Annotated in this window: 26 protein-coding genes; 12 read left to right on the top strand and 14 right to left on the bottom strand. The window is 69.3% G+C overall.

The annotated features are described in order from the left end of the window. The first annotated feature begins 32 nt into the window (after positions 1-32). From BN39_RS06770 to BN39_RS06760, 3 genes are all read left to right on the top strand, one after another. The gene (locus BN39_RS06770) at positions 33-851 is read left to right on the top strand and encodes a hypothetical protein (protein WP_040765953.1); all 819 of its coding nucleotides are present in this window, start codon (positions 33-35) and stop codon (positions 849-851) included. Positions 852-937: 86 nt separating this feature from the next. After that, positions 938-2,275: an MFS transporter gene (locus BN39_RS06765; RefSeq protein WP_223120329.1), complete on the top strand. Its 1,338-nt coding sequence runs from the start codon at positions 938-940 to the stop codon at positions 2,273-2,275. Between the two features lie 342 nt (positions 2,276-2,617). Beyond that, complete coding sequence (locus BN39_RS06760; RefSeq protein WP_019201618.1) at positions 2,618-2,899, top strand: hypothetical protein; 282 nt, start codon at positions 2,618-2,620, stop codon at positions 2,897-2,899. 19 nt (positions 2,900-2,918) lie between these two features. Here the strand turns inward: BN39_RS06760 and BN39_RS06755 are convergent, their stop codons facing one another. Beyond that, positions 2,919-3,329 (bottom strand): hypothetical protein, encoded by a 411-nt coding sequence (locus tag BN39_RS06755; RefSeq protein ID WP_019201617.1) that lies wholly within the window; start codon positions 3,327-3,329, stop codon positions 2,919-2,921. 87 nt (positions 3,330-3,416) lie between these two features. Between BN39_RS06755 and BN39_RS06750 the strand changes: the two genes are divergently transcribed. Further along, entirely contained in the window at positions 3,417-3,707 is a 291-nt protein-coding gene (locus BN39_RS06750) for a hypothetical protein (protein WP_126195757.1), read from the top strand. An 84-nt stretch (positions 3,708-3,791) separates the two neighbouring features. On the opposite strand, the gene BN39_RS06745 is transcribed toward BN39_RS06750, so the two are convergent. The 4 genes from BN39_RS06745 to BN39_RS06730 all read right to left on the bottom strand — a co-directional run bounded on the left by BN39_RS06745 (position 3,792) and on the right by BN39_RS06730 (position 6,319). Next, positions 3,792-4,178 (bottom strand): hypothetical protein, encoded by a 387-nt coding sequence (locus BN39_RS06745; RefSeq protein WP_126195756.1) that lies wholly within the window; start codon positions 4,176-4,178, stop codon positions 3,792-3,794. A gap of 157 nt (positions 4,179-4,335) precedes the next feature. Then, complete coding sequence (locus tag BN39_RS06740; protein ID WP_040765949.1) at positions 4,336-4,953, bottom strand: cadmium resistance transporter; 618 nt, start codon at positions 4,951-4,953, stop codon at positions 4,336-4,338. Next, positions 4,950-5,732: an adenylate/guanylate cyclase domain-containing protein gene (locus BN39_RS06735; protein ID WP_019201613.1), complete on the bottom strand. Its 783-nt coding sequence runs from the start codon at positions 5,730-5,732 to the stop codon at positions 4,950-4,952. Before BN39_RS06735 ends, BN39_RS06740 begins: the two co-directional genes overlap by 4 nt. Continuing rightward, positions 5,729-6,319, bottom strand: coding sequence for a class I SAM-dependent methyltransferase (locus BN39_RS06730; protein WP_231702940.1), 591 nt, complete (start codon positions 6,317-6,319; stop codon positions 5,729-5,731). Before BN39_RS06730 ends, BN39_RS06735 begins: the two co-directional genes overlap by 4 nt. A 104-nt stretch (positions 6,320-6,423) precedes the next feature. On the opposite strand from BN39_RS06730, the gene BN39_RS06725 reads away from it, so the two are divergent. The 4 genes from BN39_RS06725 (at position 6,424) to BN39_RS06710 (ending at position 10,472) form a co-directional block, all read left to right on the top strand. After that, on the top strand, positions 6,424-6,843 hold the full coding sequence (locus BN39_RS06725) for a helix-turn-helix transcriptional regulator (protein ID WP_051158840.1): 420 nt from the start codon (positions 6,424-6,426) through the stop codon (positions 6,841-6,843). After that, complete coding sequence (locus BN39_RS06720; protein ID WP_019201610.1) at positions 6,840-8,855, top strand: cation-translocating P-type ATPase; 2,016 nt, start codon at positions 6,840-6,842, stop codon at positions 8,853-8,855. Before BN39_RS06725 ends, BN39_RS06720 begins: the two co-directional genes overlap by 4 nt. A gap of 393 nt (positions 8,856-9,248) precedes the next feature. Continuing rightward, complete coding sequence (locus BN39_RS06715) at positions 9,249-9,950, top strand: hypothetical protein (RefSeq protein ID WP_019201609.1); 702 nt, start codon at positions 9,249-9,251, stop codon at positions 9,948-9,950. A 129-nt stretch (positions 9,951-10,079) separates the two neighbouring features. Then, the gene (locus BN39_RS06710; RefSeq protein ID WP_019201608.1) at positions 10,080-10,472 is read left to right on the top strand and encodes a hypothetical protein; all 393 of its coding nucleotides are present in this window, start codon (positions 10,080-10,082) and stop codon (positions 10,470-10,472) included. Between the two features lie 22 nt (positions 10,473-10,494). On the opposite strand, the gene BN39_RS06705 is transcribed toward BN39_RS06710, so the two are convergent. The 8 genes from BN39_RS06705 to BN39_RS06670 all read right to left on the bottom strand — a co-directional run bounded on the left by BN39_RS06705 (position 10,495) and on the right by BN39_RS06670 (position 16,325). After that, on the bottom strand, positions 10,495-11,022 hold the full coding sequence (locus BN39_RS06705) for a GNAT family N-acetyltransferase (protein ID WP_019201607.1): 528 nt from the start codon (positions 11,020-11,022) through the stop codon (positions 10,495-10,497). Continuing rightward, positions 11,019-12,440: an FAD-dependent oxidoreductase gene (locus tag BN39_RS06700; protein ID WP_019201606.1), complete on the bottom strand. Its 1,422-nt coding sequence runs from the start codon at positions 12,438-12,440 to the stop codon at positions 11,019-11,021. The genes BN39_RS06705 and BN39_RS06700 overlap by 4 nt, the downstream gene beginning before the upstream one ends. A gap of 105 nt (positions 12,441-12,545) precedes the next feature. Further along, complete coding sequence (locus tag BN39_RS06695; protein WP_040765946.1) at positions 12,546-13,211, bottom strand: three-helix bundle dimerization domain-containing protein; 666 nt, start codon at positions 13,209-13,211, stop codon at positions 12,546-12,548. 42 nt (positions 13,212-13,253) lie between these two features. Next, positions 13,254-13,679, bottom strand: a complete 426-nt coding sequence (locus BN39_RS06690; protein ID WP_019201604.1) for a low molecular weight phosphatase family protein — start codon at positions 13,677-13,679, stop codon at positions 13,254-13,256. After that, positions 13,679-14,794, bottom strand: a complete 1,116-nt coding sequence (gene arsB, locus BN39_RS06685; RefSeq protein ID WP_019201603.1) for an ACR3 family arsenite efflux transporter — start codon at positions 14,792-14,794, stop codon at positions 13,679-13,681. The genes BN39_RS06690 and arsB overlap by 1 nt, the downstream gene beginning before the upstream one ends. After that, positions 14,791-15,165, bottom strand: coding sequence for a metalloregulator ArsR/SmtB family transcription factor (locus BN39_RS06680; protein ID WP_019201602.1), 375 nt, complete (start codon positions 15,163-15,165; stop codon positions 14,791-14,793). Before BN39_RS06680 ends, arsB begins: the two co-directional genes overlap by 4 nt. A 110-nt stretch (positions 15,166-15,275) precedes the next feature. Next, a complete protein-coding gene (locus BN39_RS06675) occupies positions 15,276-15,521 on the bottom strand; it encodes a DUF2188 domain-containing protein (RefSeq protein WP_040765944.1) in 246 nt (81 codons plus the stop codon). A gap of 336 nt (positions 15,522-15,857) precedes the next feature. Beyond that, positions 15,858-16,325: an ArsI/CadI family heavy metal resistance metalloenzyme gene (locus BN39_RS06670; RefSeq protein WP_019201600.1), complete on the bottom strand. Its 468-nt coding sequence runs from the start codon at positions 16,323-16,325 to the stop codon at positions 15,858-15,860. A gap of 96 nt (positions 16,326-16,421) precedes the next feature. On the opposite strand from BN39_RS06670, the gene BN39_RS06665 reads away from it, so the two are divergent. The 4 genes from BN39_RS06665 (at position 16,422) to BN39_RS06655 (ending at position 18,072) form a co-directional block, all read left to right on the top strand. Then, positions 16,422-16,775 (top strand): Rv2640c family ArsR-like transcriptional regulator, encoded by a 354-nt coding sequence (locus tag BN39_RS06665; protein ID WP_019201599.1) that lies wholly within the window; start codon positions 16,422-16,424, stop codon positions 16,773-16,775. Positions 16,776-16,864: 89 nt separating this feature from the next. Further along, positions 16,865-16,996, top strand: coding sequence for a hypothetical protein (locus BN39_RS23955; protein ID WP_019201598.1), 132 nt, complete (start codon positions 16,865-16,867; stop codon positions 16,994-16,996). Between the two features lie 84 nt (positions 16,997-17,080). Continuing rightward, positions 17,081-17,452: a hypothetical protein gene (locus BN39_RS06660; RefSeq protein ID WP_019201597.1), complete on the top strand. Its 372-nt coding sequence runs from the start codon at positions 17,081-17,083 to the stop codon at positions 17,450-17,452. Then, complete coding sequence (locus tag BN39_RS06655) at positions 17,449-18,072, top strand: hypothetical protein (RefSeq protein ID WP_019201596.1); 624 nt, start codon at positions 17,449-17,451, stop codon at positions 18,070-18,072. Before BN39_RS06660 ends, BN39_RS06655 begins: the two co-directional genes overlap by 4 nt. Here BN39_RS06655 and BN39_RS06650 read toward each other — a convergent pair. Then, complete coding sequence (locus tag BN39_RS06650; protein WP_126195752.1) at positions 18,047-19,204, bottom strand: hypothetical protein; 1,158 nt, start codon at positions 19,202-19,204, stop codon at positions 18,047-18,049. The two genes, BN39_RS06655 and BN39_RS06650, sit on opposite strands and share 26 nt — an antisense overlap. Positions 19,205-19,309 lie beyond the last annotated feature (105 nt).

The following is a 19,309-nucleotide window of genomic DNA, read 5'->3' as shown; positions in this document are numbered from 1 at the left end:
CGGTGGCTGTCGTTTCCGCGAAGGAGCACGTTATGGAGCACGGTTCGCATACCGATCACACAGGACACGCCGGTCACGGCGTTGGGCCCGAAGTGCCACAGGGGCTGCAGGTCGCCGCTCGAGGCTATCGCTTCGAACCGGCGATCCAGATCGTCGACGCCGGGACCGTGGAACTTCGCTTTGTGATCCTCGGGCCCGACGGCGAGCCGCTAGTCACCTTCGAGGAACGTCACGACAAGCAGTTGCACTTGATCGTTGTGAGCCGCGACACCAGCGTCTTTCACCACGTCCATCCGTCGATGGACAGTGCCGGGTCCTGGACTGTGCAGCTGGCGCTCACGCCGGGAGTGTGGCGGGTCTTGGCCGATTTCGTGCCGCAGGGCGCGCCGGACGGGCTCACGCTCGGTGCCGACCTGTTCGTGCCTGGCGGGTTCCATCCTCGGCCCTTGCCTGAGTTGAGAAGGGCCTGGACCGGCGGCGACTACACCGTCACGCTCGAGGGCGATCTCGTTGCCGCCCAAGCCGGGGAGCTGCAGGCCGTCGTCACCTGGAATGGCGTCCCGGTGACCGATCTGCAGCCCTATCTTGCTGCGTACGGCCACCTGGTGGCGTTGCGGGCCGGTGACCTCGCTTACCTGCATATCCATCCCGAGGGGAGCCCGTCGGACCCGCAGACGCCTGCAGGTCCCCGGATCCGGTTCCACGCGGTCGCTCCCTCCGTGGGAACCTACCGGCTGTTCCTGGATTTCCGACATCAGGACACCGTCCGGACCGCGGACTTCACCCTCGTTGCCACCGGAGGCACCACCGGTGCAGTCACTGGCGGTGCGAGCGCGCACCACCATCAGTAGCGCTGATTCAGGCAGTACTAGGTTTTCCGGAGCCCGGGGTGGCGTGCGCTGCGGGCCCTGTTCGATCGACGTCGTCGCCAAACTAGTTGGGAGCCATCGTGGGGCCTTTTTCTCATCGCGATTTCCGCCTGTTGTTCAGTGCGCAGATCGTTGCGCTGCTCGGCACCGGGCTAGCGACGGTCGCCCTCGGGCTGCTCGCCTACGACATCGCTGGCTCGTCCGCAGCGGTCGTCCTGGGAACGGCGCTGACGATCAAGATGGTTCTCTATGTCGTTATCGCACCGGTGGCGGCGGCGTACGTCGACCGGCTGCCGCGACGCGCGTTCCTGATTGCGCTGGACCTGTTCCGTGCGGCGATCGTGCTGGCGTTGCCGTTCGTCACTGAGGTCTGGCAGATCTACGTGCTCATCGGATCACTGCAGGCGGCGTCGGCCGCGTTCACGCCTACGTTCCAAGCCGTGATCCCCGACATCATCACCGATGAGCGCGAGTACACCACTGCGTTGTCGGCCTCGCAAGTTGCCTACACGATGGAGAGTCTGGTCAGCCCGGTCGTGGCGGCGCTGGCGTTGCTGGTGATCGAGTTCAATGTGCTCTTCGTCGGTACCGCGATCGGGTTCGTCCTGTCCGCGGTGCTGGTGCTGCAAGCCAAGGTACCCAACGCGAAACCGTCGGGCGCCACGCGGCCAACGGACCGGATCTTCGCCGGTCTGCGGATTTTCACAGGTACCGCCAGCCTGCGAGGAGTCATCGCGGTCAATTTCGCTGTCGCCGCGGCCGGTTCGATCGTGGTGGTGAACACCGTCAACTACGTCCGTGACCGACTGAGCGGGTCCGAGTCCGACGTCGCGTGGATGATGGCGGCGTCCGGCGGTGGGACCCTAGCTGTGGCACTAGCGGTACCACGCTTGCTCGACCGGGTGACCGCCCGCGCCGTGATGCTCACCGGAGCGGGCCTGCTCACCGCCGCGGCTACTGCGGCGGTTGCCATGGCTGCGGTGGACCGGCCGAGCTGGGCGGTGACCGCGGCGATCTGGCTGGCGAGCGGTGCCGGCTCAGCGCTGGCTATCACCCCGACCGGAAAGGTGCTGCGGTCTGCTGTGGCGCCGGCAAACGTTGCTTCCGTGTTCGCGGCGCAGTTCTCGCTCTCGCACCTCGCTTGGCTCATTGCCTACCCGATCGCGGGTTGGGGGGCCACACGATTCGGTCTCGTACCCGCGTGGGGTGTACTCGCGCTGATCGCCGCCGCCGGTGCGATCGCCGCGCCGCTGCTCTGGCGGCGCGGTGCCCTGCCCGCTGGCACGCAGGTACCGGCCCCCGCGGAGGAAGGCGGCGCGGTCCCACCCGATCAGGCATGGCGTCACGCTGCGGCCGCCGACGGGACCCTGACCGAGTGCCAGTGTACATGCACACAAGCCGCGTAACGCCCAGGCGACGAAATTCCAGCACCTGCGCCGTCCCATCGCGGCCGCCTCGTCTATGGCAGGCAACCAATCCTGATCCGTACAAGCTGGCCGCCCCGCTCACCACCGTCCGGTGGGTGGATACTGACGCTATGGCGACAAGCGACGAGGCTGCGCAGTTCGTTTCAGGCAATGCCGGCTGGCCCAGATCCTGTCCGATCCGGAGCGCCGGACGCGCGTAGACGCCATCACCACAGAGATGGCCTTGCTCGACCGTCAATACCGCGCGGCTGTACGGCTCCTCGACGGCGCGCTAGCCGCGAAGACCACCACTGGCGAGTCCCCCAAGGTTCGAACAAGGCAGTGCAGGCCAAAGAGCAGGACGACGCCGCAGGCGGCCGCCACAACCGCGTCATCCGCACCGCGCCCCACGCTCTCGGGCGGGTGGTCCTCCGGTGCCAATACCGGCGCCTATACGCGGAACTGCGGTGGACCGATGCGACGAAGCAGCACGCCGAGTACCTCGGCGAGATGACCTGGCAGAGCCGCGCCGACAACCTCGCCGCCGCCTGGAGCGCAGCACACGCCCGCGGTCTCACCGCGAAGGTCCTCGAGGAAGGGTCCGCCGAAACCGGTACCAGGTAACCGCTCCGGTGCCACGCCCCTACTGCAGCCAGCGGGCGCCGTCCTCGGATGCACGTGCCAGGACGGTGTCCAGGCGGCGGGGATCACGCGGGCCGCGGGTGAGGTAGGTGATCGCCGTCTGGTCATCGAGGTCCGCCGACGGCGCGCACATCCAGCACGCCGCCGTCCACGGCTCGGCGGCGCGCCGCAGGGCCTGCCAGACGGTCAGCAGCCGCTCATCCACCCAGCGACCGTCGGGGAACTGCCACGCAGGGAACACCGGTGTGCCGCCGGCCAGCGGCACCCAGATCACCTGCTCCGCGGCGACCATCCGCGCCAGGTCATCGCCATCTAGACCGAGGTACCCGGTGACACCATCGGCGTCGTAGAAGGGACCGACGAGCTCGTCGAGTATCGCTGCCGCAGCGGCGCCGGCGCTCGTCTCGTCCACGCAAGGTGATGATCCGCGCGGCCGGTGCACTTGTCCACCCGAAATGACCCGCACCCAGAGCTGGCCCAGAAGTGGATACTGACGACCATGACGGAAAGCGGCGACGAAGTGCGGTTCATCTCCGGCGATGAGCGACTGGCGCGGATTCTCGCCGACCCGCAGCGGCGGGCCCGGGTGGACGCCATCACCGCCGAGATGGACCTGATCGATCAGCGGTACCGCACGGCCGCCCAGCTGCTCGACGACGCGGTGCCACGACAGCCGCAGAGGTCGGCGCCCGCGCGACCGCCGCGGTCCTCACCGCACTCCAGCGTCACCTCACCGCCGCGGGCGTCCGCGAGGTCAGCATCACGCTCACATTCGGCGATCACGACGTGACGGTGCCGTGGATCCGGTTCGCCGGACATCGCCTGCCAGACACCGACGACTGATCACCGTGCACCCGGACCCACACCGACCCTTCTAGTCCGGTGCGGACTCGTCGAGGGTGAATCCGCTCGCCTCGGCGTCCGCGGCGCACAGGGTCCGGACCCAGCTCCCGCGGCGCGTGAGGCCACCGTCACCGCCGCACTGCTCGCACATACGCTCGGACCGCCGTTCCGCCGCCCGGATCAACTCGTCGAAACCCGGCCGGGGCCGGTCCGGTTCGAACTCGACGTAGTACCGCAGGCCGCCGAACTTCTCCTTGATCTGAATCAGCTGGTAGCCGGGGTCGATCGCCGCCAGCTCCCGGTCGAGATCGACGATCAACCGGTACCAGCCAGGCCCCACATCCAGGGACCCGTACCACCCCGGAAGGAACCGGGCACGGATCCCCGCCAGATCATCCTCACTCACTTCGTCGGCCATGCAGGCCAGCCTGCCAGGACGCCTGCACCGCGGAGTGACAGGCCCGGCACCACCCCCGACTCCACCGGTTCGGTGCGCAATCACCGCCGGGGAACTACCCACAACCCCGGGGAAGCGATGGATCCGTGCCGACGCACTGCGACCCCGACCACCCTGCCTACAGGCCGAATGCGCCGCCCGAGACGAGGACGATGACCCCGAGGGTGATCAGCACCAGGGGAAACAGCACGCTTTCCCCTCGTTCGAGGATCTCGGCGATGCGGCGGCGGGTGGCGACGTACCGGGCAATGGACACCAGTGCCCCCACCAAGATCACGAAGACCACGCAGTAGGCGGCGATCGCGGTGTGGTTGATGCTGGCGAAGACGGGCACGTACACGCCGATGTTGTCGCCGCCGTTGGCGAAGGTCACGCCCGCCACGCCCAGGACGCCGACCGCGTTGCCCGCCCCCTTCCCCGTCGCGCAGTCACCATCGCCGCTGCCGCTGCCGCGGTATTCGCGCCAGCTCGACCACGCTGCCCGCAGCCCCAGGATCAGGGGGACGAGCCCGAAGTACGGGATCGCCGCGACGGGGAGGAAGGCGCCGGCGCCGAGGGCGATCAGCACTGCGGCAGCGAGGATGCCGGCGAATCCGAGGTACTGCCCGGCGGTGATCTTGGCCGTCAGGTGCCGCTGGCCCGCGCCGCGGGCGAAGAACAGGGAGATCACGATGATGTCGTCGATGTTGGTGGCCACGAACAGGCCCACGGCTTGCAGCACGGTCGAGATCATCACCGGCCACCTGCCCGTGATGTGAGCGCTGACCCGGCGGGTGACGTGACGTAGGTCGTCGCAGCGGCAGTGGTGGTGGCCGGGGCGGTCGCGCGGTCGAATCGGCGGGCGCAGTCGGCTGAGCAGAACCACCATCGGCCGGTGTCGGTGTGCCGGTGTGCGGGGGCGGTCGCCGGGTCGATGCGGGCGCCGCAGATCGGGTCGTGCGGGTGCCGGGTGTCGGTGAAGGTGATGCTGTGCAGTTCGATTGGGGTGCTGATGTTGCGCAGGTTTCGCGGGCCGAGGGCGGTGGTGGGCACACCGGCGCGGGTGGCGGCGGGCAGGAGCGGGTCGGTGAGGACGGCGTGGCCGGCGCCGGCGAGGGCGGTGATGCGGGCGGCGATGTTGACCGCGTGCCCGTACAGGTCGCCGTCGCGTCGGAGGGCGGTGCCGTGGTGGATTCCGGCGCGGAGGGCGAGGAATCCGTCCTCGTCGGCGGCGTGCCCGGCGAGCGCGGTGATCGTGGCCAGCATCGCATCGGTGGTGTCGGCGGTGAGCATCACCGCATCGCCGATGGTCTTGACCAGCCGGGCCTGCGGGTGCAGGGCTCGACGGGCGTGCTCAGCCAACCGGAGCGCAAGCTCGGCGGCTTCGTGGTCGCCGCACATCTCGGTGAGCACGCTGTAGCCGGCGAGGTCGACGAATGCCACGGCGACCTCCACCTGTTCGAGGCCGTCCAGCTCGGGCCGCGCACCGTGGTGATGGCCGCGGCCGAGCCGGTGTTCGGGCCCTGGCGTGGTCATCGGCCTGCGGTGCGGGTCGCGCGGAAGCGGGTCAGTGCCGCGTTCTCCCGGACGGTGACCTCCCGCAGCGGCAGGCCTGCCAGGTGCGGGCGCAGCTGGCCGCGGTCGATGAACCGGTGCGGTGCGCCTTCGAGCCGGTGCAGGATCCGCGCCGGCGCGGTGCCGAGCAGGTCGTAGCCGACCAGGGTTCCGCCGGGGCGCAGCACCCGGACGGCTTCGCGGAGGGCCTGCTCCCAGTCGACGACGTGGTGCAACATGATGAACGAGACGACGGTGTCGAACTCGTCGTCGCCGAAGGGCAACGCGGCGGCGTCGGCCACCCTCGCCTGCGCTCGGTCACCGAAGCGCTGCAACCGATCCTGCGCGGCGGCGACCATCACCGGGTCGAAGTCGGTGACGGTGAGCTGCACCTGATCCGCAGGGGCGCTCGCCGCCAGCAGCTGCGCGGCCATCGCGCCGCCGCCGCCGCCGATCTCCAGCACCCTCCCCGTAGGGCGCACGCCCTGCAAGGCCCACGGCAACACCCACCGCCGTGTCGCTGCCTCCCACGGCGTGCTGCGGCAGAACAGGGACTCGATCGTCGACATCGATGGCATACCCAGCAGCTCCCAACACCGCTCACGGCCACCGATCGGCGGCCTGTTCCTCGCGAGAACTCGATTACACCACAGAATACCGCTATCATCGTCGTATGACGATGAATGAGTGTTCGGTGGCGACGGGCGCGCAGCTCGATCCCGCGGTCGCGTTGTTCCACAGCCTCTCCGACGGGACCCGGCTGGCGATCGCGACGCGGCTTGCCCACGGTGGCGAGGCCCGGGTGGCGGACCTGATGGCCGAGCTGGGCCTGGCGCAGTCGACGGTGTCGGCGCACGTGGCGTGCCTGCGGGACTGCGGTCTGGTGCAGGGCCGCCCGCAGGGGCGGCAGGTGTTCTACAGCCTCGCCCGCCCGGAGCTGATGGACCTGCTCGCGGCGGCGGAGACGCTGCTCGCGGCGACCGGCAACGCGGTCGCGTTGTGCCCGAACTACGGCACCGACAGCGCCACCTGCTGCAGCCCGGACGCTGTGACGACCGAGGAGGCTTCGGCGGCGAAGGTGGTGCGGCGATGAGTGACGCGTGCGGCTGCGGGCACGACGAGCCCGCCGGCGAGGACGAGCAGGCTCCCGGGCAGTGGTGGCAGGTGCGGGAATTGCAGGCCGCCGCGGCCGCGGCGGTGTTCCTACTCGCCGCATACATCGTCGGGTGGGCCGGCGGCCCGCAGCGCCTGTCACTGGTGCTGGAGTGGATCGCGCTGCTGATCGGGGCGTGGACTTTCGTGCCGTCCACGCTGCGGCGCCTGGCCCAGGGCAAGATCGGCGTCGGGATACTGATGACGATCGCCGCCGTCGGCGCGGTGATCCTCGGCGAGGTCGGCGAGGCGGCGATGCTCGCCGTGCTGTTCGCCATCAGCGAGGGCCTCGAGGAGTACGCCGTCTCACGGACCCGCCGCGGCCTGCGGGCGCTGCTCAACCTCGTCCCCGACACCGCGACCGTCCTGCGCGACGGCACCCCGGCCACCATCTCCCCGGCCGAGCTGGCGGTCGGAGACCGGATGCTGGTCAAGCCCGGCGAGCGGATCGCCACCGACGGCGTGATCCGCGACGGCCGCACCGCCCTGGACGTCTCGGCGATCACCGGCGAATCCGTGCCCGTCGAGGCCGGACCCGGCGACGAGGTGTTCGCCGGGACGATCAACGGCACCGGCGCCCTCACGGTCGAAGTCACCACCACCGCGGAGAACAACTCGCTGGCCAAGATCGTGCAGATCGTCGAGGCCGAACAGTCCCGCAAGGGCGACGCACAACGCCTCGCCGACACCATCGCCAAGCCCCTGGTCCCGGCGATCATGATCTTCGCCGCCGCGATCGCGATCCTCGGGTCCCTGCTCGGTGACCCCGCAACGTGGATCGAACGGGCCCTGGTCGTGCTGGTCGCCGCCTCCCCCTGCGCACTGGCGATCTCCGTCCCCGTCACCGTCGTCGCCGCGATCGGCGCCGCCAGCAAGATCGGCGTCCTGGTCAAGGGCGGCGCCGCCCTCGAGGCCCTCGGCCGGGTGCGGACGGTCGCCCTCGACAAGACCGGCACCCTGACCGCGAACCGCCCCGCCGTCGTCGACATCGCCACCATCACCGACCCGGCCACCGACCCGGCCGGCCCCTCCGTCGAGGCGAGCGACCTCGGCTCGGGCGTCCGGTCGCCGGAACAGGACCGGGTGCTCGCCGTCGCCGCGGCGCTCGAAGCCCACAGTGAACATCCCCTCGCCCGGGCGATCCTCACCGCCAATGGCGACCGCATACCGGCGGCGGTCGATGTGCAGGCCGTCCCCGGGGCCGGGCTGACCGGGCTCGTCGACGGGCGGCCCGCCCGGCTCGGCCGGCCCGGCTGGATCGACCCGGGCCCACTTGCAGCGCGGGTCGCGGCCATGCAAGCCGGCGGCGCCACCGCGGTCCTCGTCGAAGACGACGGGCAGGTCATCGGGGCGGTCGCCGTCCGCGACGAGCTGCGTCCTGAAGCCCGCGAGGTCATCGATCACCTGCACCGCGGCGGCGCCACCGTCGCGATGCTCACCGGCGACAACACCGCCACCGCCACCGCCCTGGCGAAGATCGCCGGGATCGACGACGTACACGCCGACCTGCGGCCCGAGGACAAGGCCCGGATCATCGGCGAGCTCCGCAAAGACCGGTTCACCGCGATGGTCGGCGACGGCGTCAACGACGCCCCCGCCCTCGCCACCGCGGACCTCGGCATCGCCATGGGCGCCATGGGCTCGGACGTCGCGATCGAAACTGCCGACATCGCGCTCATGGGTGAGGACCTACGGACCCTGCCGCAGGCCCTCGATCACGCCCGCCGGGCCCGGAACATCATGCTGCAGAACGTGGCCCTGTCCCTCGGGCTGATCGCGATCCTCATCCCGCTCGCACTGTTCGGCGTCCTCGGCCTCGCCGCCGTCGTCGCCGTCCACGAACTCGCCGAGATCGTCGTCATCGCCAACGGCGTCCGCGCCGGCCGCGTCACCGCGCTCCCGCCGGCTCCCCCAGCAACGAGCCGGCGGCCGACGATTCAGCAAGCGGTGTAGCGCCACGCCACGGGCCTCCGCGCGGGTACTGGGGCGGGATCAGTGCGGTCTGCGGGCGGTGCGGCTTGCGTTCGCGGACTCAGGTCCGGGCGGGTGAGCTGCTCGGTGTCCTTCGGGATTTCAGGGGACACCGAGGAAGGACAGTCGCTTGTGCTCGGTGCTCTGCTCGCCGTCACCGAAACATGCGCGGCTCGGTCCGTTCGTTTGGGTTCGAGGGATGTCCCTGGTATTTCGCGCGCGCATTTCGCACACCGCTCCTACCAAGCGGCGGGCCACCGTCGAGCAACCTCCGAATTGGTTACTGGCACGCTTGTACCAATGTCCCGGAGATCAGATCGCAACCGCACCCCTCGCCCGAAGCCCGCGCCCGCACCGCTGGATCACACACCGCTGATGACGGCATTGCGGCAGGTGGAGATCGCCGTCGCCGGGTTCAACCGCGAGGCCGCGCGGATCGAGAGCGAGTACGGCATCGCCATCTGTCCCGAGCGGGTCGTCAACACTCCCGAGACCACTGGCCTGGCACACTACATCGAGGTCGCGATCGGCATCGTCGCACGTAAGCTTCCCGTGGCGGTGTATGGGTCGGACGGCCGGCGCTGGACCGGCGCCCGGTCTCCGCGGCAGGTGTTCGCGCTGTACGAGGCGGCCGGCGACAACACCGCTGACTACCTGACGCAGATGGCTCTCAACGTCGAGCGGATCAAGGCCAAGAAGGACGACCTCGACCGCAGCCTCAAGAGGAAGTGCCTGCGGCCGAAGACGAACGGGAAACCGTGTCAGATGCGGCCGCTGTATCAGGCCGGAGTGGGCCACCAGGACGGGTTCGGTTGCTGGCGCCATGCCACCGACGACGAGAAGCTCGAGCTGGAGAAGTCGCGTATCGCCATCGAGACCAAGACCGGTTGTCCGGGGTGCAAGGCCGGGCCTGGCGAGGCGTGCTTGATCCCCACCGAGGACGGCCTCACTCCCGCCCAGGCCGGCCTGACGATGGTCGACGGCGAGTGGCCCCGTGTGCGGGTTCTCGGTGGAGCCGAGATCCACGTCCCGCGGATCGAACTGATCCATCCTCGCGTCCTCGAGCCCGCCGAGTAGATCCGCCAAGGACGGCACGCGAACCCCAGGCCCAAAATCATGGGCGCACCCGGCAGCGGCGCCCCAAATCAACTCCGCCTAGCGTTCGGGACAGTGAGCCTGACCCTATACCCCTATACGAGGAGTCCCATGACGGATGAACCGGATGTCCAGCAGCCGCCCGACGGCAACGATCCACCGTCGGAGACGGTGGATGAGCTCACGGACGGTATGCGCGGCCGGTGGGTGGTGGCCTCGCAGGGATCAACGCACCTGTGGGACCTGGATGCGTTGACGTACACGCGTCGTCCCGGCCCCGCCAGCCCGTCTGGGGCGTTCGACTACGACGGCATCGCGCACCGGATCACAAGGGTCACCCGCTGGCCGCGTGTCGGTGACCAGTCACTGGTCTGGTTCGACGATCCCGCGAGCCCCTTCGACACCGAGCAGTTCCGCCGCTCGTCGGTGATCGTGTCGATCACCCGCGCCCCAGAGCTGGCGGATGAAGAACCAGACGGTTCTGAAGTCGGTGACGCCGGCTGAGTCCGGTAGGTGTAGGCGGCAGTCAGCTGCGTCGTTCGATGAGGACGACGTCGCGCCAGCGGCCGTCGCGTTGGCCGATGCGTTCGCGGGTGCCGACGGTGCGGAATCCGGCGCGCCGGTGCAGGGCGAGGCTGGCGTGGTTCTCGGGGAAGATCCCGGTCTGGATGGTCCACACCCCGGCGGCGTCGGCGGAGACGATGAGGGCCTGCAGCAATGTTGCCCCGACACGGTGGCCGGTGTGGTCGGGGTGGACGTAGATGCTGTGCTCGATGACGCCGGCGTAGACGCAGCGCCCCGAGACGGGCGCCGCGGCGACCCACCCGGTGACCTGCCCGGTCGGGGTGAGAGCGACGAATCGGTGCTCGGGTAGGTGTCGTTGGTCGAAGTCCGTCCAGCTGGGTGCGGTGGTTTCGAAGGTGGCGTTGCCGGTGTCCATGCCGGCTTGGTAGATCGCGAGGACCTGTGGCCCGTGCTCGGGCCGCATCGCGACGATCGCCGGGGCCGCCGCCGATGCGGCGGGCCCGGGGGTGTCGTGGTCGCTGGTGGTCACCTGTTCAGGCTAAGGGCGCTGCGCTGGTGGTGCAGCTGGTGTTCGCGGACCCAGTTCTGGGCGGCGACCTGCACGGCGTCCCAGGGGGACCCGAGGGGCGGGGTGTAGGACAGGTCGAGCTCGGAGAGGGCGTCGACGGTCATTCCGTGGTGCAGGGCGGTGGCGTAGGTGTCGACGCGCTTGGAGATCTCGGCCGTGCGGTGCCCGATGAGCTGGGCGCCGAGCAGTGCGCCGGTGTTCTGGTCGCCGGTGATCCGGATGCTGATGGTGGTGGCGCCCGGGTAGTAGGCCTTGTGATCGTCCGGTGTGGAGGTCGTCGACACCGGTACCCAGCCGCGGGCGGCGGCGAGGGCTTCGGTGGCTTTGAGGCCGGTGCGGGCGGCGACGAGGTCGAAGATCTTCACGACTTGGGTGCCTAGGGAGCCGGTGTAGCGGGCGGTGCCGCCGAGGGCGTTCTCGCCGGCGACGCGGCCCTGCTTGTGCGCGGTGGTGCCGAGTGGGAGCCAGGTGATGCCGAGCTGGCGGTGGTGGGTGTGCACGGCGTCGCCGGCGGCGAAGACGTCGGGCAGGTTGGTGCGCATCTGCTCGTCGACGGCGATGGTGTTCTTGATGCCGAGATGCGCGCCGGCTGCGGCGGCGAGAGTGGTGTCGGGGCGCACGCCCACGACGACGAGCACGAGATCGGCGGTGAGGTGGTCGGTCTGGCCGTCGCTGCTGGTGGTGACGGTCAGGGCGCCGGTGTCGGTGCGGTCGACGGCGGTGACCAGGGTGTGGGTGCGGACGTCGACCCGGTTGCGGACCAGTTCGTCGTGGACGAGGGCGCCGAGTTCGGGTTCGACGGTGGGGAGCACCTCGGGGAGGGCTTCGATCTGGGTGACGGTGATGCCGCGGGCGGTGAGACCTTCGGCCATTTCGAGGCCGATGTAGCCGGCGCCGATGATGATCGCGGTCTTGGGATCCTTCGTGGTGAGGGTGTTCATCACGGCGAAGGTGTCGCCCATCGAGTGCAGCAGGTGCACGCCGTCGTCCGGGCCGAGGTGGTCGAGGCCGGTGATCGGCGGCCGCACGGAGACGGCGCCGGTACCGATGACGAGGGTGTCGTAGTCGAGGTCCCGGGCGGCGCCGTCGGGGCCGGTGACGGTCAGGCGGTGCCCGTCCGCGTCGATGGCGGTCGCTCTGGTGTCGGTGTGCACGGTCATGCCGGTGGCGGCGAGGTCGGCGGCGGTGCGGTGGGCGAGGTTGCTCCAGTGGGTGACCTCGCCGGAGACGTAGTACGGGATGCCGCAGATGGAGAAGTTCGGGTAGGCGTCGGCGACGACCACGGTGACCTCACTGGTGGGGTCGAGTTCGCGGGCCCGCAGGGCGGCGGAGATCCCGGCGTCCGATCCGCCGATGGCGATGATCTTGCGTGCAGACATGGGGTGTCGGTTCCCTTCCAAGAACAGGCGAATGAGGTGTGGCAGGCACAAGCGGTGCCGACAGCCTGCGATCAGGAGTGTCGAGCAGGTCGATCACGGGTTGGGTCAGGTGGTGGCGGGATGGAGCTCGGTGAGGAGGGCTTTGACGCGGCGGTCGAGGTCGTCGCGGATCAGGCGGACGGTCTCGATGGGGTGGTTGTCGGGGTCGGCGACCTGCCAGTCCAGGTACCGCTTGCCCGGGTAGACCGGGCAGGCGTCGCCGCAGCCCATGGAGATCACGACGTCCGCGGCCGCGACCGCGTCGTCGGTGAGAGGCTTGGGGAACTCGGCGGCCAGGTCGAGTCCGACCTCGGTCATGGCCTGCTCGACGATCGGGTTGATCACCGCGGCAGGAAGCGATCCGGCGGAGCGCACGTGTACCGCCCCGGCGGCGTGGTGCGTCAGGAGCGCGGCGGCCATCTGCGAGCGGCCCGCGTTGTGGACGCAGATGAACAGCACCTCGGGCACGGTCTTGGTGCTCGCACCCGTCGACTGCGCCAGGGCGGAGAGGCGCTCGGCGGCGAACCGGCCGGCGAGAGTCACCAGGTGGGTGTGGATGCGGGCGGTGCGCCGCAGCGCGGTGTAGGACTCGAAGACGACCCGTTCGACTGTCTGCTCGGAGACGATCCCGCGGTACTGGGCGGCGAGCCGCTCCGCGGTCCGCGCCAGCAGGGCCTGGGGCATCAGCAGTTCTGGTGTTCCGGCCGACTCGGTAGAGGCGTTGGCGTTCATCCGACTTCTCCCGCTTCTCGGGCTTCCCGGCCTGCTGGGGCGCTACCGGGTGGTGAGTTCGGCTGCCAGCGCGGTGACGCGGGCGGCGATGTCGTCGCGCACGAGGCGCATCCGTTCGATCCCGTCGATGCCCCGCTCCGACGGCTCGTCGGTGTCCCAGTTGACCAGCGCGACGCCGTCCGGGGTGTCGACGACGGCTTCGCGGCCGAGCGTGACCACCAGGTCCACCCGGGCGAGCAGCTCGGGGTCGATGGGCTTGGGGGTCTCGCCGGTGATGTCGACGCCGATCTCGGCCAGGGATTCGGCGGACAGGCCGTTGACCGCGCTTCCGGGCTTGGTGCCGGCCGAGTGGACCTCGACGGCATCGCCGGCGGTCTTGCGCATCAGTCCGGCGGCCATCTGGGACTTGCCGCCGTTCTTCACGCACACGAACAACACGCTCGGCGTGCGGGTTTCGTTGTCGGGCATCAGTTCACACTCCTGGACGGATCCGCGCTAGCGGCGGTAGACGATGTGGTGAGGGGGAAGCGCTTGCGCAGGGCCAGCGAGACATAGACCAGGGCCACCAGGACGGGTACCTCGATGAGCGGTCCGACCACCCCGGCCAGGGCCTGCCCGGAGGTGGCGCCGTAGGTGGCGATCGCGACGGCGATGGCGAGCTCGAAGTTGTTGCCCGCGGCGGTGAACGCGAGGGTGGTGGTGCGCTCGTAGCCCAGGCCCATGGCGGCGCCGAGGAGGTACCCACCACCCCACATCACGGCGAAGTACGCCAGCAGCGGCAGGGCGATGCGGGCGACGTCCCAGGGGCGGGAGGTGATCTGCTCGCCCTGCAGGGCGAAGAGGATGACGATGGTGAACAGCAGCCCGTACAGGGCCCACGGTCCGATGCGCGGGAGGAACTTCGCCTCGTACCAGTCGCGGCCCTTGGTCTTCTCCCCGATCCGGCGGGAGAGGTAGCCGGCGAGCAGCGGGATGCCCAGGAAGATCAGCACGGACTTGGCGATCTGCCACGGCGAGGTGCTGATGGTGGTCTGTTCGAGGCCGAGCCAGCCGGGCAGGATCGAGAGGTAGAACCAGCCGAGGACGGCGCACATGATCACCTGGAACACCGAGTTCAGCGCCACGAGGACCGCGGCGGCCTCCCGGTCGCCGCAGGCGAGGTCGTTCCAGATGATCACCATCGCGATGCACCGGGCCAGGCCGACGAGGATCAGCCCGGTCCGGTATTCGGGCAGGTCGGGCAGGAAGATCCACGCGAGGGCGAACATCAGCGCCGGTCCGAGGACCCAGTTCAGCAGCAGCGAGCCCAGGAGGAGCTTGCGGTCGCCGGTGACGGTGTCGAGGCGGTCGTAGCGGACCTTCGCCAGCACCGGGTACATCATGATCAGCAGCCCGAGTGCGATCGGCAGGGAGACGCCGTCGACCTGGATCTTCTCCAGCGCGGTGTTCAGGCCCGGGATCATCCGGCCGAGCAGCAGTCCGGCGACCATCGCGACGCCGATCCACACCGGTAGGAACCGGTCGAGGGTGGAGAGCTTGCCGACGACCGGCTGATGCTCGGTGGTCGGGGCGGGGCTGGTCACGAGAGAACCTCCAACGAGGTGGCGGGTTCGCCGGACTGCAGGATCCCGGCGAGCGAGGACAGGACTTCGGGGATGACGCGGTAGTACACCCACGAGGCGCGGCGCTCGGACTCGAGCAGGCCGGCAGTCTTGAGGACCTTGAGGTGGTGCGAGATCGTGGGTTGCGAGACGTCGACCGCCGGGGAGATGTCGCAGACGCAGGCCTCGCCGCCCTCGTGGCTGGCGATCAGGCTGAACAGGCGCAGGCGGATCGGGTCAGCCAGGGCCTTGAACACCGCCGCGAGGTCGACGGACTGCCCCTCCGACAGGGGCTCGCGGACCAGCGGTGAACACCGCACGGTCACGTCGGTCAACGGAATCGAATTCGACACACATCGATATTGACAGATATCGATTCGGATGGCAAGGCCGAGCCGCGGCTCCACGACGAGGCGCCTCTCCGAATTCCGGAGAGGCGCCTCGTGCGTATCAGCTGCCGTGGCTACCGCTTGTCGCGCGGCGGAAACGGGTCGTTGCCAGGGGCGATGGTGTCGGAATCGCGGATCCGACCGTCGCGCCCGTGGATCTGCACCTCACCTCCCCCGGCGTTGGTGACGATCTCCCGAGCGCGGGAGATGGCCTCCACCTGGGTGTCGGTGTGGGCACTGGCACGACTGCCACCGGGCTTCGTGACATCCCAGCCACCGCCGGGGTTCGGAACGACGCTGCGTCGATTCTGATTGCTCATCGTTGAGCCTCTTCTGCGCGTCTTGTCCAGGGGCAGACCGGGACAAGCTGGTAGCGCGTCGAGTTGTGACGGGAAGCGACGGAGATTAGGGTACGAATCCTCTCACAGATCGGACCCGGGACCTCTTCGCCGCTTCAAGCGGCCGAGGGGTCCCGGCGCCTTCTGCACCTGTGTTCGATCTTATTCGAGCACCCTGACACCTTTGCGGAGCACAAGCACTTGTGTCGAGCGTGTCGCATCAGCACTACCGGTTGTAGTTGCGATCGGCGACGCAACTCGAAGGGCGCCGTCGTCGGTCTGCTCGGTTCTCGGGCGACTACTCCGTGGCTGCGTCGGTCAGCAGCAGTTCGCCGCGGTAGGGGTGCAGCACGCCGCCGGCGTCGCGTCGGCGTCGGCGTCGGCGGCAGTACTCGAGGCAACGGGCTCTCCGTTGAAGGTCTCGGCGTCAGCCAGGACGGTGTAGACCTCCCAGCGTTCGGCGTCGGGGGCGGTGACCCAGACCTTGTCCTGGGTGGCGAAGCAACAGGTGGCGCCGATCTCCTCCTCGGTGAACAGCTGCTCCTCGGTCAGGCGGGCGATCTCGGCGTGCACCTTCTCGCTGGAGTCGACCTCGACGCCGAGGTGGTTGATGCTGCCGCCCTGGCCGGGGTTCTCCAGCAGGACCAGCTTGAGCGCCGGGTCGGCGACGGCGAAGTTGGCGTAGCCGGGCTTGACCTTCGCCGGTCCGGTGCCGAACAGCTTGGTGTAGAACGCGATCGACTGATCGAGGTCGTCGACGTTGAGGGCGAGCTGGACGCGGGACATGAGAACCTCCGAGGCTTCGACATACATCTAATTGGTGTGCGGGTTCAGTTCTAGACCACGTTTTGACATATGTCAACGAGTGGGTAGATTGGAGTCATGCCCAAGACGCTCCCCGTCGTCGACATCAGCGCCCCGATCTGCTGCGCTCCGCTCGCTGCCGGCGTGATGGACGAGGCGGCGGCGCTTGAGCTCGCCCTGCGCCTCAAGGCGCTCGCCGACCCGGCCCGGATCCAGCTGATCTCGCTCCTCATGGCCGCACGTCCAGGCGACGTCAGCACGGGCGATCTCGCCGACACCGTGGGCCTGTCGTCGGCGACCGTCAGTCACCACCTGAGCCAGCTCAAGAAGGCCGGCCTCGTCAGCTCCGAGCGGCGGGGGATCAACGTCTTCTACCGCGCCGAACCCGACTCCCTCGAAGCGCTCCGGGCCGTCCTGGCCACGTGCTGCTAGAGCGAACGCGCAGGTAACGGCTGCACGACACCGTCGCGAGGCTCTCGGGCACTGCATCGCCGGTATCGCCTGCGGCAGGATCGACAGACGTGGACCACATCGAGCAGCAGCTAGAGCAACAGCTCCGCGAACGCGGCATCCCCCTCACCGCGACCGAGTTCCTCCGCGCCGTCCTCGAAGCCCTCGATGCCGTCTCTTCCGACGGCGTTTCCGTGCCTTAGCGGGACAGCGGTCGGCACGACGATCATGCGCTGTAATCCACAGTACCAGTGTCTGTTCGGTCTTTGACTGCTAAAATCAGCAGTATGCTTCCCACGGGTCCCCGGACGATCGACAGCTTCCGCCGGATCACCATCCCGGCGAAGGTGGCGAAGGTGGCCGGAGTGCGGCAGCCTTCGTGGGTCCGGATCGGTGTCGTCGCCGGCCAGAGGATCGTCGAGATCGTTCCCACTCGCGGCCCGCGCGGAAAGAAGCCGTCCGTACGAAGTAACCCGGATCGCCCGCGGCGGCTGCGGACGTCACGACAGATCGCGTTGCCGGCGGCGGTCCTGGACTCGGCCGGCCTGGACATAGGGAGCGTCGTGGCGTTCCTGGCCCTGGAGGACCGCATTCACCTGTTCGATGCGTCACGGGTCATCGCCCCGGAGCCCACCCCCGTGGAACAGGAAGACCAGTGACGGCGCGGCGACGTACCCGGCAGGAGCGCGCAGAGGCGGGTCAGATCCCGCTGTTCGAGGTCCCTGTCGTCCGGTCTGCGGATCTGGTCGACGCGGCCGTGGTCGCGGCTGCGGAGCTCGTCCTCGATAGCTCGGTGTCGGTGTTGCCGCGGACCGAACTGTCGGGGCTTCGCGGGTATCCGGTGGTCCGATGGTCGTCGACCGTCGCCGAACGGATGTCGTCCGGGGCGGGACCGATGCTCGACGCGCAGGTCCTCGAGCTGTGGGAGATGTGCCCGGCGGAGGGCGCGGGGGCGCCGCCGGCGGCGCCGTTGAGCATCGTCGGGTTCGTCGCCACCGGGCAGTGGAAGAGGGCCCTGTATGTCGCCAGTGAGCTTCGCGGGTTCGGCGAGACCGTGGTGCTGACCGAGCGGCGGCCCACGGCGCTGAGCTTGACGGCGGCGGACCTCGCCGACGTGAGCGTGGTGCATACCTCTCACGCCGGCGAGGAACTACTGGTGCGGGGATCGAAGGTTGCCGATCCTCCGCGGATCGTCGCGGTGCGGTACTGGGAGGAGCGGCTATTCGCTCACGCCCTCGCGACAGGGGTGCCGATCACGCCGCAGCCGGCTCCGGCGTAGCGCCGATCCAGGCGGACAGGGCGCGTTTGCGCTTCCAGTCCCCGCCGGTGAGCTTCTCGATCTCGATGTTGCTCTCGTGGGCGGCCTCGCACATCGCCGTCCACGCCTGCGGGCCGTTGTGGGCGGCGATAGCGGTGGCCAAACCGCGACCGAGCATCGCGACCGCGGAGACCGAATGCGAGAACGCTGCTGCCTTCGGGATGTCAGCCGTGCGGATCCAGGTCAGGTCCCGTCCACCGCAGAGTGCGCAGTCGCAGCACCACGCGGCGTGGGACTTGTCCTTGAGGTAATGCCGCTCGAACGCGGTCAGCGACGTGTACGCGAGAAGCTCCGGGAGGATGAACGACACCGACCCGCTGGTGCCGCCCCCGCCGATGTCGGGGTAGATGTGCCGGTAGGTGGTCGATGACCCCATCGCCGCGCCTGCGGCGCCGTACGCCAGCGCCCCCAACCCCGCCGTGTCACTGCGCAGGAGCAGCACCGGGACATCTGCGGTGAGGACGTGCACCAGCCCGGTCACGACGTTGGTCCGGTCGAACGGGTCGTCGGTGTCTTCGACCATCAACGCCACGGGGATGCCGTGCGCGTTGATCTCAGACCGGAGCGAATCGGCGGCGTGCGAAAGCCACCAGCTCGCGATCGGCAGCGCCGCAATCACCTGTCCACCGAAGCGGGCCGCCGTCTTCAGGGTGGTCCGCAGCCCAGCGGTGTCGCCCTTGGCCACATAGCCGGAATCGGTCAATGCCCACGTCAGGCCCGCGCTACGTTGCACGGTGATCCAGTCGCGGGTCGGCTCCGCCGTCGCCACCTTCCGCTGCCGGCCGCTGTAGAGGTTCGCGTCGAGCAGCAACGCTGCTTCGGGGCACTTCTTGCGGGTCTGATCCGCCGCGGTCCTCGCCACCGCGGAGCGGTGGGTCCGGGACTGCCACGGCACGGAGTAGACCGCGCCGACACCTTCCGACGCGATCAGCGCGCGAGTCGGGTCGATCAAGGTCGTCGGGACCTGAACGAACAGGTCCGTCGACATGCCCTCGAGCCGGTGCTGCCCGACCTGGATGGGCCGGGCACCTCCAGCCCGTTCAGTGCTGGTGGTATCGGTTGTGCGATCAGAGTCGCGACTGTCGTTGGTCAACGGTGCCTCCTCAAGGCAGTGTGGATGAGCCACCACGCCAAGGTCCGCATCGCTCGCCCACACCAGCGTTCCGGTGTTTGGCGAACCCGCGCACACCGTCTACCA

It is taken from the genome of Tsukamurella sp. 1534 (assembly GCF_000312385.1).
Classification (GTDB): domain Bacteria; phylum Actinomycetota; class Actinomycetes; order Mycobacteriales; family Mycobacteriaceae; genus Tsukamurella.
Note: the sequence above shows the minus strand (reverse complement) of the source record. Positions and strands in the feature narration are given on the sequence as shown.